Below are 17,327 nucleotides of genomic sequence, written 5' to 3'. Positions count from 1 at the left end.
GATCGGTGGCAGCCGGTCACTCACCCACGGGACGGTTCGGTCGCGGCCGCGGGGGAAGGGGCGGAACCGCGCACGAACCTGATGGAACCGATGGTGAGGCCGATCGCGACGCCGAACAGCAGCAGGTGCACGGCGGGCGGAACGATCGGCACGAACGCGATGACGGCCACCGGGATCTGGACCAGTCCGACCAGGGCCATCAGCAGGCCCCGGCGCCGGGCACCCCAGAGGTACGCCGAGACGACGGGCGAGATCACGACGGCCAGGCTCAGCACGTCCAGTAGCGCGTGGAGGTAGGGGTTCGCGACCTTGTCGTGCGCGAACGCGGACGCCGGGGTCGCCACCCAGAGCATCGCGGCCGTCGCACCAAGGCTGGCCCCACCGAGGGCCAGGGATCGTCCGGTTGCTCGCATGGTGCACCTCCCCAGTCAGCAGTCAATTACTCGCTGTCATTCGACCGTAACGGGGAGGAGTGAGGGCGCGATAGCCCTACGCGGATGAATGAATAAACGGCCTGGTGAATAGCCGCGCATCTTCCCGTGGTGGAGGTTCCACACGCACCTGATCAGGTGTTTTGTGCCGCCAGCGAGATCGCCCGATCGCGGGCCGCGCCAAGAGCATCCAGTACCGCGGCGCGCAGTCCGTGCCGTTCCAGCTCGGCCAGCGCCGCCGCCGTCGTGCCGCCCGGCGAGGTGACCGCCTCGCGGAGCGTGACCGGGTGCTCGCCGGACTCGCGCAGCATGGTCGCGGAGCCCAGCGCGGTCTGCACGGCCAGCTCGCGCGCGGTCGCCCGGGGCAGGCCGAGCAGCACGCCGGCCTCGATCATCGCCTCGACGAAGAGGTAGACGTACGCGGGGCCGGAGCCGGAGACCGCGGTGACCGCGTCCTGCTGCTTCTCCGGCACCCGGAGCACGGCGCCGAGCGGCCGGAACAACTCCTCGGCCAGCGCCACGTGCTCGTCCGTCGCGTGCGCGCCCGGCGAGATCGCGGAGATCGCGGCGCCGGCCAGCGCGGGCGTGTTGGTCATGACGCGCACCACCGGCGTGCCCTCGGGCAGCCGGCGCGCGAAGAACTCGGTGGTCAGGCCCGCGCAGAGCGAGATCACCAGCGTGCCGGGCCGGACGCTGCCGTTGATCTCGGCCAGCAGCGCGTCCGCGTCCTGCGGCTTCACGCCGATCGCCAGCACGCCGGCCTCGGCCGCGGCGGTGGCGTTGTCCACCACGCGGACGCCGTGCGCGACGCGGAGCTCCTCCGCGCGCTCCGGGCGGCGCGCGGTGGCCAGCGCGCGCTCGGCCGGGTGACCGCCGCGCAGCAGCCCCGCCAGCACCAGCTCGCCCATCGTCCCGGTGCCCAGCACCGCGATGATTCGCTCGCTCACGCCGTACCCCCTGATGGTCCTGATCTTCGAGAAGGGCGCGTCCCGGAAACGGAACGCGCCCTCGGAAAAGCCGGTGGATCAGCTGCCGAAGAAGACCTCGGCCTCGGTGTAGCGCTCCAGCGGGACGGTCTTGAGCTCACCGGTGCCCTCGATCAGCGGGATCCGCACGATGTCGGTGCCACGCAGCGCGACCATCTTGCCGAAGTCACCCTCGTTGACCGCGTCGATCGCGGACAGGCCGAAGCGGGTGGAGAGGACCCGGTCGAACGCGGTCGGCGTGCCACCGCGCTGGATGTGGCCGAGCACGACCGTGCGGGCCTCCTTGCCGGTCTTGGCCTCCAGCTGCTCGGCGAGCCACTGGCCGATGCCGCCGAGGCGGACGTGACCGAAGCTGTCCAGCTCCTGGTTCTGCAGGACCATCTGGCCCTCGAGCGGCTGCGCACCCTCGGCGACGACCACGATCGGCGCGTACTCGTGCTGGAAGCGCTTCTCCACGTACGTCGCGACCTGGTCGACGTCGAAGTTGCGCTCCGGCAGCAGGATGACGTTGGCGCCACCGGCGAGGCCGGCGTGCAGCGCGATCCAGCCCGCGTGGCGGCCCATGACCTCGACGATCAGCGTGCGGTGGTGCGACTCGGCGGTGGTGTGCAGCCGGTCGATCGCCTCCATCGCGATGTTCACCGCGGTGTCGAAGCCGAACGTGTAGTCCGTGCCGTTCAGGTCGTTGTCGATCGTCTTCGGCACGCCGACGACGTTCACGCCCAGGTCGGCGAGCTTGGTGGCGACGCCCAGCGTGTCCTCGCCGCCGATCGCGATCAGCGCGTCGACGCCGAGGCCGGCCAGGTTCTCCTTGACCCGCTCGACGCCGTTCTCGATCTTGAACAGGTTGGTCCGGGAGGAGCCGAGGATGGTGCCGCCGCGCGGCAGGATGCCGCGCACCTCCTGGATGCCCAGCGGCTTGGTCAGACCCTCCAGCGGGCCCTTCCAGCCGTCGCGGAAGCCCACGAACTCGTGGCCGTAGACCGTGACGCCCTTGCGGACCACGCCGCGGATGACCGCGTTCAGGCCGGGGCAGTCGCCGCCGCCGGTGAGCACGCCGATACGCATATTGGCTCGTCCCTCCACACAACTTGCAAGCTTTTCGGCACAGGCGCCCCGGGAGCAACGTTGCCGGCCCGGGACGGGCCGTCATCGCCGACTGTAGTCGGCGTCACTGACGCGCCCCGACCAGACCCCGGCTACACCTGGATGTCGTTCTTGCTACAACTGAGCTTCAGCCAGAATCCGGACGCCCGACACGCGATGCCGAAACCGCATCACGTTCCGGGCTTGGTCATCGCATTCCAGCGCGCGAGATTGTGGCGCGCGTCGACCAGGGCGTCGTGCCGGTCGGCCTCGGCGTCGGGCAGCGGCGGGCGGCCCCTGTCGTCCCAGAGTTGGCGCAGGTCCTTGGTGAAGCGCGGGATCGCCCGCGGCAGCGCCGGCATCGCGCCCCAGAGCTGGGCGAGCACCACGTGGTCGTACGCGGCGAACCAGGCCCACAGGTCGAGCTGCTCGCCGGTGCGGCCGCGGATGGGCTCGACCAGGAACTCGTAGAGCTCGTCGCGGATCCGTTCGCGTGACTTCCAGGCGGGGTCACCCGGAGAGGGGAGGCGGTCGAGCACGTTGCGACGCACCCAGGGCGTGGCCCGCGTACCGTCGAATTCCGTGGAGATCGCGTAGAACTCCCGGCCGTTCTCGTCCACCACGCCGATCGAGACCAGGTCGATCGTGCGACCGTCCTCGATGAATTCACAGTCATAGAAGTAGCGGTATGTCATCGCGCACCATCCTCACCCATGCTGATGGTGCTCCCCCAACCAGGGGGTGCGTGCGGCGACCCATGATCGGGTAAAGAGGGCCAGCGGGTCGCGCACCTTAACCGGCCCGAAACACAGTCGGCACGTGCCGTGGGAACAGTTCCCGGACAGCCGGCGCCACGAGGTGGGAACGAGAATGGCCGATACTCCGCAGGACGCGACGACGCTTGCACCGCCGGACCCGAAGCCGGGTTCGAACGCCCTCACGCTGGGGGTCGAGGAGGAGTTCCACGTCATCGACCTGGACACCCGGGAGCTGGTGCCGCGCGCCGGTGAGCTGCTCGAACGGCTGCCGTCGGACTCGTTCACGGCCGAGTTGCAGCGCTCGGTGGTGGAGACCAACACCGCGGTCACCCGCACGCTCGACGACCTGCGCGAGGAGATCGTCCGGCTGCGCCGGCTCGCGGTCGGCGTGGCGGACGCGTCCGGGCTCGGCATCGCCGCGGCCGGCACCATGCCGCTGCTGAACGGCGACGATCTGGACATCACGCCCACCGCGCGCTTCCGGCACATGCTCGACGAGTACCAGATGCTGGCCCGCGAGCAGCTGATCTGCGGCGCCCAGGTGCACGTCGGCATCGACGACCGCGACCTGGCCGTGGCCGTCGCGCAGCGGGTGCAGCCGGTGCTGCCGTCGCTGCTCGCGCTCTCCGCCAGCTCGCCGTACTGGATGGGCCAGGACAGCGGGTACGCGAGCGTGCGCTCGCTGGTCTGGCAGCGCTGGCCCACGGCCGGCGACCCCGGGCCGGTGACCAGCGCGGCCGACCACGACGCGCTGGTTCACGAGCTGATCGCGACCGAGACGATCAGCGACCCCGCAATGATCTACTTCGACGTCCGGCCGTCCGCGCACGTGCCCACGGTCGAGCTGCGGATCACGGACGCCAGCTCGGACGTGGAGACCGTGGTGTTGCTGGCCGGCCTGTTCCGCGCGGTGGTCCGGCAGGAGATCGACCGGGTGCGCGCCGGGCAGGTGTACACGCCTGCTCGCCCGCCGGTGCTGCGCGCCGCGCTCTGGCGGGCCGCGCGCTCCGGCCTGGAGGGCGACCTGATCGACCTGCCGCACGGCCCGAAGCCGGTGCCCGCGGCCGAGGCGCTGCGCCGGCTGACCGCGGACCTCCGGCCGTACCTGGAGGAGGCCGGCGACTGGGATCAGGTCACCGACCTGCTGGAACGCGCGCTGCGGCAGAGCAGCGCGGCGGCCCGGCAGCGGCGCGCGTTCACCCGCCGGGGCCGACTGGCGGACGTGGTCGACCTGATCCTGGCGGAGACGCGCGGCGGCGAGCCGGTGCGCGAGGCCACCGGCCCGGCCGGGCGGCTGGCCGACTACGCGAGCGCGGCCGACGAGATGTTCCCGGACACCGGGCCGCCGGAGGCGTACCGGGAGATCATCGGTGCGCTGGACCGGCTCGGCGCGCAGGAGCTGCGGCAACGCGAGCACCTGCGGGACGAGGAGCAGCGGGCCCGCGGCGTGACGTTCAGCGTGGCGGGCGAGGCCAGCACCCGGCTGTTCCCTTTCGATCTCGTGCCGCGGCTGGTCGCCGCGGACGAGTGGGCGACGCTGCGCGCCGGGCTCACCCAGCGCGCCCGCGCGCTGGACGCGTTCCTTCGCGACGTCTACGACGAGCGGTGGGCGGTCAAGGACGGCGTGATCCCGGCCTGGGTGGTGGACGGCTCCCCCGGCCTGAAGCCGACCGGCGCGCTGATGCGGCGGCAGTCCACCCGCGTGCAGGTGGCCGGCATGGACCTGGTCAAGGATCGGCAGACCGGCTGGCACGTGCTGGAGGACAACCTGCGGGTGCCGTCCGGCATCGGTTATGCGATCCAGAACCGCCGCCTGACGCTCTCCGTGCTGCCGGAGCTGCCGCTGCCGGAGAACCTGCTGTCCGTGGAGGACACGCCGGCCATGCTGCGCCGCGCGCTGGTCGCGGCCGCGCCGCCGGCCGCGGGCGACGAACCGTCGATCGTGGTGCTCAGCCGGGGCAGCGAGGACGCGGCCTGGTTCGAGCACCGGCTGCTCGCGCTGGAGATGGGCGTGCCCGCCGCGGTGAGCACGGACCTGGAGGTCGCGGACGGCACGGTCTACCTGGTGCAGCAGGGCCGGCGGCAGCGGGTGGACGTGATCTACCTGCGGATGGACGAGGACGAGCTGCTGCACGCGCCGGGCGCGGACGGTATGCCGCTGGGCTGGCCGATCCTGTCCGCGGTGCACACCGGCCGGGTCGCGGTGGCCAACGCGCTGGGCAACGGCGTCGGCGACGACAAGGCGATCTACGCGTACGTGCCGAAGTTCATCGAGTACTACCTGAGCGAGAAGCCGCTGCTGGCGGACGTCCCCACCTATCTGGGCGGCGTTCCGGAGCAGCGCGAGGAGATCCTCCACCGGCTCGGTGAGCTGGTGGTCAAGCCGGTCGACGGGTACGGCGGCGACCGCGTCGTGATCGGCCCGTACGCGTCGGAGAGCGAGCTCACCGCGCTGCGCCGCCAGGTCACGGCCGCGCCGCACCGGTGGATCGCGCAGGAGGTGGTCTCGCTCTCCACCCACCCGGTCTTCGACGGTCACCGGCTCACGCCGCGGCACGTGGACCTGCGCGCGTTCGTCTTCCTCGGCGACGGCGCCGAGGTGGGCTCGGCCGCGCTGACCCGGGTGGCGCCGCAGGACAGCCTGATCGTCAACTCGTCCCGCGGCGGCGGCGCGAAGGACACCTGGCTGCTCAGCTGACGGCGTTCGGGAGGGACAGCTCACAGACCGGACTGCCGGAGTCCGGGCCCGGGTACACGCATCGTTCTGAACAGCCGCAACGCTGCGCTGCGTGTTCGACCATTTACGGTGCCGTCACACTCCGGTAACGCGGTCTACGCAATCTAGACAAGTCGGCCGCACGTGGCGGTGCCCATCACCTGCATGGGAGGTCTGTCATGTGCGGAATAGGTGGCGAATTCAGGTACGACGGCACCGCGCCGGACCCGGAGACGGTCCGGCGCATGCTGCCGTGCCTGGAGTCCCGTGGCCCGGACGGGGAGGGCCTCTGGGCCGAGGGACCCGCCGCGCTCGGCCACCGCCGCCTGGCGATCATCGACCTGTCCGACGAGGGCGCGCAGCCGATGGTCGACGACGAGCTCGGCCTGGCCATGGTCTTCAACGGCTGCGTCTACAACTACCGGCAGCTGCGTGACGAGCTGATCGCGGCCGGCTACCGCTTCCACTCCACCTCGGACACCGAGGTGATCATGAAGGCGTACCACCGGTGGGGCGTGCGCTGCGTCGAGCGCTTCTACGGCATGTTCGCGTTCGCGATCGTCGAGCGGGAGACCGGCACGCTGGTGCTCGGCCGCGACCGGCTCGGCATCAAGCCGCTCTACTACGCGGAGACCGCGCACGGCCTGCGATTCGCCTCCACACTGCCCGCGCTGCTCGCGGCCGGTGGCGTGGACACCGACCTGGACCCGGTCGCGCTGCACCACTACATGACGTTCCACTCCGTGGTGCCGGCACCGATGACCATCCTGCGCGGCGTGCGGAAGCTGCCGCCGGCCACGGTCCGGGTGATCACCTCGGACGGGAAGTGCACGGACACGGTCTACTGGGAGCCGGTGCACGCCCGGACCTCGATCATGACGCCGGACGAGTGGCAGGACGCGCTGACGTCCCGGCTGCGCACCGCGGTCGCGCGCCGGATGGTCGCGGACGTGCCGGTCGGCGTGCTGCTCTCCGGCGGGCTCGACTCCAGCCTGATCGTGGCGCTGCTGGCCGAGCAGGGCCAGACCGGGCTGACCACGTTCAGCATCGGCTTCGAGTCGGCCGGCGGCGAGAGCGGCGACGAGTTCTTCTACTCCGACCTGATGGCGCGTCGGTTCGGCACCACGCACCACAAGATCAAGATAGGCGCGGACCGGTTCCAGCCCGCGGTGCACGACACGATCGCGGCGATGAGCGAGCCGATGGTCAGCCACGACTGTGTCGCGTTCTTCCTGCTCAGCCAGGAGGTCGCGCGGCACATCAAGGTCGTCCAGTCCGGGCAGGGCGCGGACGAGATCCTGGCCGGCTACGACTGGTACCCGCCGCTGGCCGGCGTGCCCCGCGAGCAGGCCGCCGAGGCGTACGCCCGGGTGTTCTTCGACCGCCGGCACGCCGAGCTGCGCGACCAGCTCTCCCCCGAATGGGTGCTCGACCGCGACGCCAGCCTGGAGTTCGTCACCGCCGGGTTCGCCCGGCCCGGTGCGGAGACCGCGCTGGACGCGGCGTTGCGCCAGGACAGCACGGTCATGTTGGTGGACGATCCGGTCAAACGGGTGGACAACATGACTATGGCGTGGGGGCTCGAGGCCCGCGTACCCTTCCTGGATCACGAGGTGGTCGAACTCGCGGCGGCCATGCCGGGAGAGCTCAAGCTCGCCGACGGCGGCAAGGGCATCCTGAAGGCCGCGGCCCGGGGCGTGGTCCCGGACGAGGTGATCGACCGGCCGAAGGGTTACTTCCCGGTGCCGGCGATCCGCCACCTCTCGGGCCCCCTGCTCGACGACGTGCGGGACGCCCTCTCCGCATCGGCCGCCCGCCGGCGGGGACTCTTCCGCAAGGAGTACGTGACCGGGCTGCTCGACGCGCCGAACGAGGCGCGCACGACGCTCGGCTCGAACGCACTGTGGCAACTGGGATTGCTGGAGCTCTGGCTCCAGCGGATCGGGGTGTAGATGCACGCTGAGCTCGGGGGCGCGACCACGCTGCCCGGACCCGTCGTTCCCGCACTGGCCGTGCCGCCGCCCGGCGGCACCGCGCCGATGCCGCCCGGCTGGTCCCCGACGACCTGTGACAGCTGGTCACCGAGCCTGGCGCCGGACGGCGGCCGGGTGGTGTTCGTCTCCGATCTCAGCGGCGCGCCGCGGGTCTGGGTGCAGGACACTCAGCCCGGCGGACCGGCCCCGGCAACGCTGCCGCCCGGTTCCGCTGCGGTGGTCCTGCCGACCGGCGACGAGCCGGTCACCCGCGTCACCTGGTCGCCGGACGGCGCGTGGATCGTCTACGTCTCGACGCCGGGCGGTGCGCCGCGCGCGGAGGCCTGGGCGATCCGCCCGGACGGGTCCGGCAACCACCAGATCGCCGGATTCGACGGTACGACCGTGCTGCTCGGCGACTGGATCCCGGGCTCGTCCCGGCTGGCCGTCACGGAGACCGGGGCGACCTCGGTCGCGATGGTGCTGGACCCGGCCACCGGCGCGCGGCGGGAGCTGTGCACCGGCGACATGCTCTACCTGCTGGACGTGACCGCGGACGAGTCCCGGGCGCTGCTGCGCCGCGGGCCGCGCAGCGCCCGCTGGCTGGAGGTGCTGGACGTCGCGACCGGTAAGGCCGAGCCGCTGCCGCTGACCGGCGGCAACACCGACCGCGGGTCGTTCGCGGACGGCGGGGCGACCGTGCTGGCCCGTACCGACGCGAACTCCGATCTCGCGACACTCGTCGCGGTGACCGGCGGCGAGGTGGTGGAGCTGGCCCGGCGCCCGGACGCGGAGCTGGAGGACTTCACGGTCACCGGGGACCGGAACGCGGTCGCGCTGCTCTGGAACCGGTACGGCGGCGTGAGCGAGCTGGCGCTGCTGGACCTGGCCACGCGCGAGCAGCGGGCGCTGCCGCCTCCGGCCGGTGACGTCTTCGAGGGCTGCTCGTTCGCCGGGGACGGCGGACTCCTGGCGCTGGTGGTGCAGTCCTCGATCCAGCCGCGGACGATCTGGCTGCTCGACCCGGCGCTGGGTGAGAGCCGCGCGCTCGGCGACGACCCGACCGCGTCGGCCACGCCGGTGCCGGGCGAGCCGAACTGGCCCGTGGTGATCGCGCCGCAGCTCTGTGACCTGCGCTCCGGCGACGGACTGGCGATCTCCGGGTGGCTCTATCGCCCGGACGGTGAGCACGAGGGGCCGTGGCCGACCGTGATCAGCCTGCACGGCGGGCCGGAATGGCAGTGGCGTCCCGGGCACCACCCGCTGTTCCAGGCGCTGCTCGCGCGCGGCCTGGCCGTCTTCGCGCCGAACGTGCGCGGGTCGACCGGGTTCGGGCGCAGCTTCGTGGACGCGGACAACCGGGCCGGCCGGTACGGCGCGATCGCGGACGTCGCCGCGTGCGTGGAGTACCTGGTGAGCAGCGGCGTCGCGGACCCGGACCGGATCGGGTGCATCGGCCGGTCGTACGGCGGCTACCTCACGCTGGCCGCGCTCACCACGTTCCCGGAGCTGTTCGCGGCCGGCGTGAGCGAGTGCGGAATGTCCGACTTCGCCTCGTTCTACGAGCGCACCGAGCCGTGGATCGCGGCCGCCGCGGTCAGCAAGTACGGGCACCCGGAGCACGACCGGGAGCTGCTGCGCGACCTGTCACCGCTGCACCGGATGGACCGGCTGAGCGCGCCGCTGCTGCTGGTGCACGGCGCGAACGACACCAACGTCCCGGTGTACGAGTCCGAGCAGGTGCTGGAGGCGCTGCGCGGGCGCGACGACGTGCCGCACGACTACCTGCTGCTGCCCGGCGAGGGCCACGACTTCCTGGCCCGCACGTCCCGGCAGACCGCGATCACCGCGACGGCCCAGTGGCTGGCGACGCACCTGTCATGAGGGACGGGCGTCTGTCAGGAGGGACGGGCGCGGATGACCGGGCGCCGGGCGGCCAGCGCGGCCCGGCGCAGCTCGACCAGCACCGGCAGCGCGGCCTCGATCTCGTCGCGGTGCACCGGGCCGGCCCGGGCGTACGCGTCGACCAGTTCGGCCGTGGCCTCCGGGCCGTCCGCGGCGACCACCGCGGCGGCCAGGTCGTAGACGAGCGGGCCGGTGCCGGCCGGGCCCCAGCCGAGCACGCCGGTCCGGCCGGTCGCCGGGTCGATCAGGAACAGCGGCGCGGACGGGTCGCGGTGCAACACGCCGTAGGTCAGCCGGTCGGTGACACACAGACGGGTGACGGCCGCGACCGCGCGGGCCACCGCGTCCCGGGTCTCCGGCGGCAGGTGCGGCGCGCCCGGATCCAGGCCGTGCCAACCGGCCGGATGATGCAGCCCGGGGTGGTCGAAGCCGTCCAGCGCCCGGTGCGCCGCGCCGAGCAGGCAGCCCCACCAGCGCGCGTCGACCGGGTCGGCCGGGTGCAGCGGCCGGCCCTCGGCACGGCGGCCCAGCGCCAGCACGCTGACCGCGGTCTCGACGGTGAGCGTGCCGTGCACGGTGCGCTCGGCCCGGCTCGCGCCGATGCCGCGCTCGATCAGCCGGTCCAGCGCGCTCAGGCCCGCCGCAAGCGAGGCGCGTGCCTTCGCCGGTGCCCGGGTGAGCGTGAACCGGTGGTCGCCGGCGGTCGCCTCCCAGCGGCTCGCGTGCACACCGCGGCAGATCGCTCGTATATCGGCGACCGGCTGGTGCCACGCACGGCGTACCGTCGCGAGAAGGGTTTCGGGTCTCGGCATCGCCTGCCGTTCGTCCGGGTCCGGGTCGCACGGATCCGCATGTGATGCCCGGTTTCGGCAACGCTTGCAGATCGCCCGGGTGTTGGCGGGAGAATGGTCGTCGGGCACTGCGCGATTGTGTCGGCAGCTGTCATGGTTTCGACCGGATTCGCCGGGCGTTCCCCCTAAGGGGTCGTTACACACGGCGACGACAAATGCGTATACCATCCGGCGTCGACTGTGACAGCACAGTCACGAACACAGGCACAGGGGTATACAGAGCGCGACACACAGGCCATGATCTGGGTGGCAGCGCAGCGGAAGCGTTGGCCGATTAAAGTCACGTCGGTCCGGCCGAGCGCGGGGTGGGCGCGACGCCGGTGCCGACCGGGGAGGGGTTGGACCGTGGAGGTTCGCCTGCCGGATCCCGGCGATGCGCTCACGGGCGTCGAGATGTTCGCCGGCCTGGAGCAGGAGGTACGGCAGCGGGTGATCGCCGCGGCGGTCCCACGCACGTACCGTAAGGGTCAGATTCTGTTCGTGGAGAACGACCCCGGAGAGTCACTCATAGTGCTCAAGCGGGGCGCCGTCGCGGTCTTCCGGACCGCACCGACCGGCGAGCGGGCCGTGCTGACCGTGGTGCGGCCGCCCGACGTGCTCGGGGAGCTGTCGCTGCTGGACGGCTCCGGGCGTTCCGCCTCCGCGGAGGCGATCGAGGACTGCACCGCGCTGGCGCTGTCCCGGGCCGCCTTCATGGAGCTGGTGCACTCGAATCCACGAATCCTGGACGCGGTGATGCGGGCGCTGGGGGCGTTGATCCGCCGGCTCACCGAACAGAACGCGGACCACGTCTTCCTCGACCTGCCCGGGCGGGTGGCGAAGACACTGGTCCGGCTGGCCGGCGAGAGTCAGGCACCGATGATCACGATCGAGCTCAACCAGAGCCAGCTGGCCGAGATGGCCGGCGGGTCACGGCAGAGCGTCAACCAGGCGATCGGGTCCTTCGCCAGCCGGGGGTGGCTGCGCACCGAGGGGCGCCGGATCGTGGTGACCGATGTGGCCGCACTGCGCCGCCGCGCCGGGATGGTCGACAAGTAGCAACGCGAACGGCCCCCGTGCGAACACGGGGGCCGTGGCGTGCGGTACTACTCGGCCTTGCCCGGGCCGATGTAGCCGTCCTGGCTCGTGGGCTGCTCGTCCTTGTCGACCTTGCCGGGGCCGATGTAACCGTCCTCGGCCTTCTCCGCCTTGCCCGGACCGATGTAACCGTCCTGCGGCGCGGCGGTCGCGCCCTTGCCGTCCGTCGTCTGCTCCGGGTCCACCATCTGGTGCTCCTCCAGCTCGGCGAGCGTGATCGGGTCGACGTCGACGACATCGCCGGCGCTGTGCCGCACCCCCGCTCGATCGACCCAGGCGACCGCCAGCTTCACATCCACCGTCGGTCCTCCCACTCGCGTCCGTATGACTGCGGCCGACTCTAACCGGCCGCCGAGTCCTGTCAGGACAGTTGTCGCTATCTGTACAGGCTGGACAATCCGCTGGTGACAGCGGTGCGTGACGGCCGGCCGGAGGTCACGTGAGGCACGGCATCCGCCGCGCCCTTGCACCGCCGGACGACCGTCCGTGACGATGGGTTGCGTCGATAGCTGGATTCATTCACGACCGGGGAGCACCTCATCGGATCCGTATGCCTCGCCTGTGGACGCGCCGCCGCGACCGACGACCGATTCTGCGGCGGTTGCGGGGCGAGTCTTCAGACCTCCTGCGTCCACTGCGGGCGGGCACACCAGTCCGGCGTGCTCTACTGCACCGGCTGCGGGCGGCCGCTGACCGACGCGCAACCGGTCGTGCAGGAGGAGCGGCGGCGGATCAGCGTGCTCTTCATCGACCTGGTCGGGTTCACGCCGTACACCGAGCGGATCGACCCGGAGCAGGTCCGGATCATGCAGAACGACTACTTCAGCTCCGTACGGCGGATCGTCCGGCAGTACGGCGGCGTGGTCGAGAAGTACATCGGCGACGCGGTCATGGTGCTCTTCGGCGCGCCGGTCGCCACCGAGTCCGACCCGCTGCGCAGCGTGCGCGCGGGCCTGGAGCTGCAGCGTGTGCTGCCGCAACAGGGGCGTGCTCAGGAAGCCGGGCTGCGCTTCCGGGTCGGGATCACCACCGGCGAGGCGCTGGTCAACCTGACCGCCGCGCACGACGGCGGCCAGGCGATCGTGGCCGGCGACCTCGTCAACACCGCGTCCCGGCTACAGGCCGCCGCGCCCACCGACGGCGTGCTCACCGACGACGAGACGTACCAGGCCACCAAGAACGAGATCGAGTACGTGGCGCAGCCGGCCACCACGCTGCGCGGCCGCTCCCAGCCCAGCGACGTGTGGCTGGCCGTGGCACCGCGCCCGCCCCGCCCGGCCGGCGCGGAACGCGAGCAGACCCCGATGGTCGACCGCGAGCACGAGCTGGCGCTGCTGGTCAACGCGCTGCGGCGGACCGTGAACACCCGGACCCCGCAGCTCGTCACGATCTTCGGCTCGGCCGGCATCGGCAAGTCCCGGCTGCTGCGCGAGCTGGCCCGGCACGCCGGGCGGATCACCGGCGAGCAGGTGTGCTGGCGGGTCGGCCAGTGCCGGCCGTTCGGTGAGAACGTCACGTACGCCGCGCTCGCCGACATCGTCAAGTCGCAGGCCGGCATCCTGGACACCGACGACGAGGCGACCGCCCGGCAGCGCCTGGGCGACGCGCTGACCGACCTGACCAGCGCGGAGGACGCACAGCGGCTCGCCGACGCGCTCGGCCCGCTGGTCGGCCTGCCCGGCGCGCGCCTCACCCCCGGCGAGTCCGAGTCCGCGTGGCGGCGGTTCATCGTCCGGTTCAGCTCCGGGCAGGCCACCGTGCTCGTCTTCGAGGACCTGCACTGGGCGGACGCGCCGATGCTGCGCTTCATCGAGTCGCTCGGCGCGGCCACCCGGCGCATCCCGCTGCTGATCGTCTGCACCGCCCGCCCCGAGCTGCGCGAACGCTACCCGCAGTGGACCGGCGCGATGACCGGCACCACGTCGATCTCACTGCCGCCGATGCGGGAGAGCGACATCAGCACGATGTACTCGCTGATGTTCGGCAAGGCCGCGTTCACCCCCGACCTACTCGCGCCCCTGGTCGAACTGGCCGACGGCAACCCGCTCTACGCCCACGAGTACGTGCGGATGCTCGTCGACCGCGGCAGCCTCCGCCCCACCGGCGGCCCGAGCTGGCGGCTCGACGAGCATGAGGCGCCGCCGATGCCGGACAACGTGCGCGCGGTCATCGCGAACCGGCTCGACCTGCTCGACCCCGCCGACCGGGCCGTGCTCCAGGCCGCGGCCGTGGTCGGCATGCAGTTCTGGCCCGGCGCGGTCGCGACCGCGGTCGGCCAGCCGGTCGAGGAGGTCGAGCGCACGCTGCTCCGGCTGGAACAGCGCGACCTGGTCGAGGAGCGCGGCACCTCCAGCATGGCCGGGCAGCTGGAGTACGCGTTCCGGCACGTCCTGGTCCGGGACGTCTGCTACCAGCGGCTCCCCCGCGCGGAGCGGGTCGCCCGGCACGAGCGCACCGCGGACTGGCTGGAGCGCGTCTCGGCCGGGCGGCAGACGGACCTGGCCGAGGTGCTGGCCAACCACCGGTGGGCCGCGCACGAGATCGCCCGGACGCTCGGGCTCGACCCGGGGCCGTACGCGTCGCCGGCGCGGGAGGCGCTGCTGCGGGCGGCCCGCCGGGCGTACTCACTGCACGCGCTGGACGCGGCGCAGGAACTGGTCCGGCGCGCGAGCACGCTGCTGGCCGCGCCCGACCCGGCCGTCGAACTGTTCGCGTCCGAGCTGGCGTTCTTCCGCGACGCGGACGCGTTCCTGGACGGCGGCGGCGAGGAACGGCTCACCGGCCTCGCGCACATGCTGCAGGACACGGGCAGGCTGGACGGCGCCGGCCGCGCCTGGACGCTGCTCGGCAGCGCCGCGCTCTCCCGCGCCGACCGGCCCGCCTGCCTGGCCTACCTGGCCAGGGCGATCGCGCTGTACGAGAAGCTGCCGCCGAGCGAGGAGGCCGCGCTCGCGCTGCTCGAATACGCCCGCGTCCACATGATCGACTACGAGACCACGACCGCGATCGCGGCCGCGGAGACCGCCGCCGAGGCCGCGAACCGGCTGGGCCTGACCGAGGTCCGGGCGAGCGCGCTGATCACCTCCGCGGTCGCGCAGTACCTGCAGGGCGAGCAGGAGGGACTGCGACGCCTGCAGGAGATCACCCAGCACTGCCGGGAGCAGCAGCTGACCAGCCTCCGCCGGGCGATCCACAACCTGGGGTTCGCCATGCAGGAGGAGGGGGACATCACCGGCTCGCAGAAGCTGATCGACGAGTTCACGCCGCTGGAGTCGGCCAGCGGGCTCACGCTCGCGACGAACTTCGTCGACGGCGCGGCCCGGGCGTACTTCGCCGGCGACTGGGCCGCGATGCTGGGCGCGGCCGGCGACCACATGCGCCTGCCGACGATCGAGTGGGACCTGCACTGGGTCGCGCAGACCGGGTGGATGGGCGTGCTCCGGGAGGAGTCGCCGCCGGTCGAGGACCCGGTCGAGGAGGCGGTCCGAACCGCGCGACGCAGCGGCTTCCACAAGGTGTTGCGCTCCACGCTCGCGCACGCCGCGCTCTGCCGGGCACTACAGGGCCGCTCCGCGGAGGCCGAAGCGCTGCTCGACGAGCTGGCCGCCGACTACGGCGACTCCCGCACGCTGGCGTTCGCCGAATGGGTGTTCGCCGCCGCCTACGCCGCGTGGCTGCTCGGCTCGGCCCGTGCCGACCAGATCCGCACGCTGCTGGAACGCTCGCCACGGAGGACGCCGTGGGTCGACGCGGCCATCCTGACCTGCACGGGCACGTCCGCGGCGCACCGGGCTGCGCTGACCATCTTCGACGACATCGGCGCGGTCAGCGACCAGGCACTGTCCCGGGCCGCCCTGATCCGCACGCTCCGCGCCGAGGGCGACACCGCGGCCGCCACGGAGGCACTCGCGGCATTGACCGCGTTCAGCGAACGCAACAGCGCCCCCGGCCTCCTCCGCCTCTCCGCCGTAACCTGACGCACCCGTTCTAGCGCGCTCGGCCGAGCTTCGCGGCCGATATTTCGGTTTACGGGGCCTTCAGCGTCAGGGTGAGCGGCGCTCTGCGGCGGCGGACCCTCTATGTGGTGAATTTTCGGGCGCGGCGCTCGGACAGGCGGCGTGGCTCGAACCTTGAGGCGTATTCAGCGCGGCCGGCCGGCGCCGCGTGCCGGAGTCGGTGCGCGGCGCGCCGAATAACCCTCTTGACCCTGAAAGATCAGCTTGGTTCTTTTGGGGGTGGTGGTTGCGTTTTCGCCTCCGGCGGGCCTCGGGCTACGGGGGAAGGGCGGGGCCTCCAGCCGCTCGGGGTTCGTCGGCCCGGCTGTCTTCTCGTGGGTGGCGTGGGTTGAGTCTCGTATGCCTGGCTGCCCCGCATGCCGTCTTCCAGGTCAAGCCGAGCAGATCATCGGCAGGGCCGCCAGCTTGGGTGGGGGTCGGCATGGTCGGCGCCTGGGGGCGCCGTCCTTGCCTGAGCTGCGGTCGCGTGGTGGGTGGCGGCCCTGCCGATGATCTGCACCCCAAGGGGTGGTCGACGGCATACCGGGCAGCCAGGCGGCGGTCTGCGCGGGGCGCACGAATCAAGGCGAAAGCGGTCCGGCAGTGGCCGAGAGTCGATCACGTGTGCCAAATCGTTGTTATGGGCGCCGGATAACAACGATTTGCGACACGTGATCGTCTTCGGGCTCGGCCGCCCGCGGCCGACCGGTGCCCGCGGGAGCACTGGGAACTCGGCCACGCCGGAAGCGGGAAGAGGAATTCAGGCTTTGATCTCCGGCGCCGGAGGCGGTGTGGAGAGGGCGGAAGATGCGGCGGGTGTCTCGGCCGTGGGGGTGGTCTTCAGCTTGGAGGCGTAGACGTCGACATATTCGCGCCCGCCCAACTCCATGATCCGGTACATGATCTGGTCGGTGATGGCGCGTTCGACGTAGCGGTCGCCGGCCATCCCGGCGTAGCGGGAGAACTCCAGTGGCTCGCCCACGTTGATCCGGACGCGGCGGACCTTCCACATCAGGTTTCCGGTCGGCTGGATCTCGTCCGTGTTGAGCATGGCCAGCGGGATGACCGGGGCGCCGCTCTCCAGCGCCAGCCGGGCCACGCCGGTCTTGCCGCGGTAGAGACGGCCGTCCGGCGATCGCGTGCCCTCGGGGTAGATGCCCGCGATGTTGCCGGCGCGCAGCACGCGCAGCTGGGTGTCGAGCGCCGCGCGTGCGGCGCGGCCGCCGGAGCGGTCGACCGGGATCGTGCCGGTGCCGGCGAAGAACGCCTTCATGAACCAGCCCTTGATGCCCTTGCCGGTGAAGTACTCGGCTTTGGCGACGAAGGTCACCTTCCGGCGCATGATGAGCGGCATGAAGATCGAGTCGGAGAAGGAGAGGTGATTGCTCGCCAGGATGACGGGACCGGTGGCGGGCACGTTGGCCAGGCCCTCGACGCGCGGGCGGAACACGACCCGTAGCAGCGGGCCGAGGAAGACCCATTTGAGCAGCCAGTAGAGCACCGAGGTCCTTCCGAGGGGGTGCCGGCGCCGACGGTCGGTGCCGATGCC

General features: G+C 72.0%; 12 protein-coding genes. 5 read left to right on the top strand and 7 right to left on the bottom strand.

Features of this window, described 5'->3' with window-relative positions:
• Positions 1–20 precede the first annotated feature (20 nt).
• The 4 genes from J2S43_RS02040 to J2S43_RS02025 form a co-directional block, all read right to left on the bottom strand.
• Positions 21–413, bottom strand: coding sequence for a hypothetical protein (locus tag J2S43_RS02040; RefSeq protein ID WP_306826818.1), 393 nt, complete (start codon positions 411–413; stop codon positions 21–23).
• A 152-nt stretch (positions 414–565) separates the two neighbouring features.
• On the bottom strand, positions 566–1,378 hold the full coding sequence (gene proC / locus J2S43_RS02035; RefSeq protein WP_306826817.1) for a pyrroline-5-carboxylate reductase: 813 nt from the start codon (positions 1,376–1,378) through the stop codon (positions 566–568).
• A gap of 78 nt (positions 1,379–1,456) precedes the next feature.
• A complete protein-coding gene (locus J2S43_RS02030) occupies positions 1,457–2,485 on the bottom strand; it encodes a 6-phosphofructokinase (protein ID WP_306826816.1) in 1,029 nt (342 codons plus the stop codon).
• Positions 2,486–2,694: 209 nt separating this feature from the next.
• Positions 2,695–3,198 carry a polyadenylate-specific 3'-exoribonuclease AS gene (locus J2S43_RS02025; RefSeq protein WP_306826815.1) on the bottom strand — a complete coding sequence of 168 codons (504 nt, stop codon included), beginning with the start codon at positions 3,196–3,198 and terminating at the stop codon, positions 2,695–2,697.
• 175 nt (positions 3,199–3,373) lie between these two features.
• On the opposite strand from J2S43_RS02025, the gene J2S43_RS02020 reads away from it, so the two are divergent.
• From J2S43_RS02020 to J2S43_RS02010, 3 genes are all read left to right on the top strand, one after another.
• Positions 3,374–5,959, top strand: a complete 2,586-nt coding sequence (locus tag J2S43_RS02020; RefSeq protein WP_306826814.1) for a carboxylate--amine ligase/circularly permuted type 2 ATP-grasp protein — start codon at positions 3,374–3,376, stop codon at positions 5,957–5,959.
• 197 nt (positions 5,960–6,156) lie between these two features.
• Positions 6,157–7,929, top strand: coding sequence for an N-acetylglutaminylglutamine amidotransferase (locus J2S43_RS02015; RefSeq protein WP_306826813.1), 1,773 nt, complete (start codon positions 6,157–6,159; stop codon positions 7,927–7,929).
• Positions 7,930–9,834: a S9 family peptidase gene (locus J2S43_RS02010; protein WP_306826812.1), complete on the top strand. Its 1,905-nt coding sequence runs from the start codon at positions 7,930–7,932 to the stop codon at positions 9,832–9,834.
• Positions 9,835–9,848: 14 nt separating this feature from the next.
• Here J2S43_RS02010 and J2S43_RS02005 read toward each other — a convergent pair whose 3' ends face one another.
• Positions 9,849–10,667 carry a phosphotransferase enzyme family protein gene (locus J2S43_RS02005; protein ID WP_306826810.1) on the bottom strand — a complete coding sequence of 273 codons (819 nt, stop codon included), beginning with the start codon at positions 10,665–10,667 and terminating at the stop codon, positions 9,849–9,851.
• 384 nt (positions 10,668–11,051) lie between these two features.
• On the opposite strand from J2S43_RS02005, the gene J2S43_RS02000 reads away from it, so the two are divergent.
• Positions 11,052–11,744, top strand: a complete 693-nt coding sequence (locus J2S43_RS02000) for a Crp/Fnr family transcriptional regulator (RefSeq protein WP_306826808.1) — start codon at positions 11,052–11,054, stop codon at positions 11,742–11,744.
• 47 nt (positions 11,745–11,791) lie between these two features.
• On the opposite strand, the gene J2S43_RS01995 is transcribed toward J2S43_RS02000, so the two are convergent.
• Positions 11,792–12,082 carry a hypothetical protein gene (locus tag J2S43_RS01995; protein WP_306826807.1) on the bottom strand — a complete coding sequence of 97 codons (291 nt, stop codon included), beginning with the start codon at positions 12,080–12,082 and terminating at the stop codon, positions 11,792–11,794.
• Positions 12,083–12,292: 210 nt separating this feature from the next.
• Between J2S43_RS01995 and J2S43_RS01990 the strand changes: the two genes are divergently transcribed.
• Complete coding sequence (locus tag J2S43_RS01990) at positions 12,293–15,760, top strand: AAA family ATPase (protein ID WP_370881735.1); 3,468 nt, start codon at positions 12,293–12,295, stop codon at positions 15,758–15,760.
• Positions 15,761–16,538: 778 nt separating this feature from the next.
• Here the strand turns inward: J2S43_RS01990 and J2S43_RS01985 are convergent.
• Positions 16,539–17,279 carry a lysophospholipid acyltransferase family protein gene (locus tag J2S43_RS01985; RefSeq protein ID WP_306826805.1) on the bottom strand — a complete coding sequence of 247 codons (741 nt, stop codon included), beginning with the start codon at positions 17,277–17,279 and terminating at the stop codon, positions 16,539–16,541.
• Positions 17,280–17,327: the final 48 nt, after the last annotated feature.

Origin of the sequence: Catenuloplanes nepalensis (assembly GCF_030811575.1) — a bacterium.
GTDB lineage: Bacteria > Actinomycetota > Actinomycetes > Mycobacteriales > Micromonosporaceae > Catenuloplanes > Catenuloplanes nepalensis.
The sequence above is the reverse complement of the archived record's forward strand: the minus strand, read 5'-3'. Positions and strand labels throughout refer to the sequence as shown.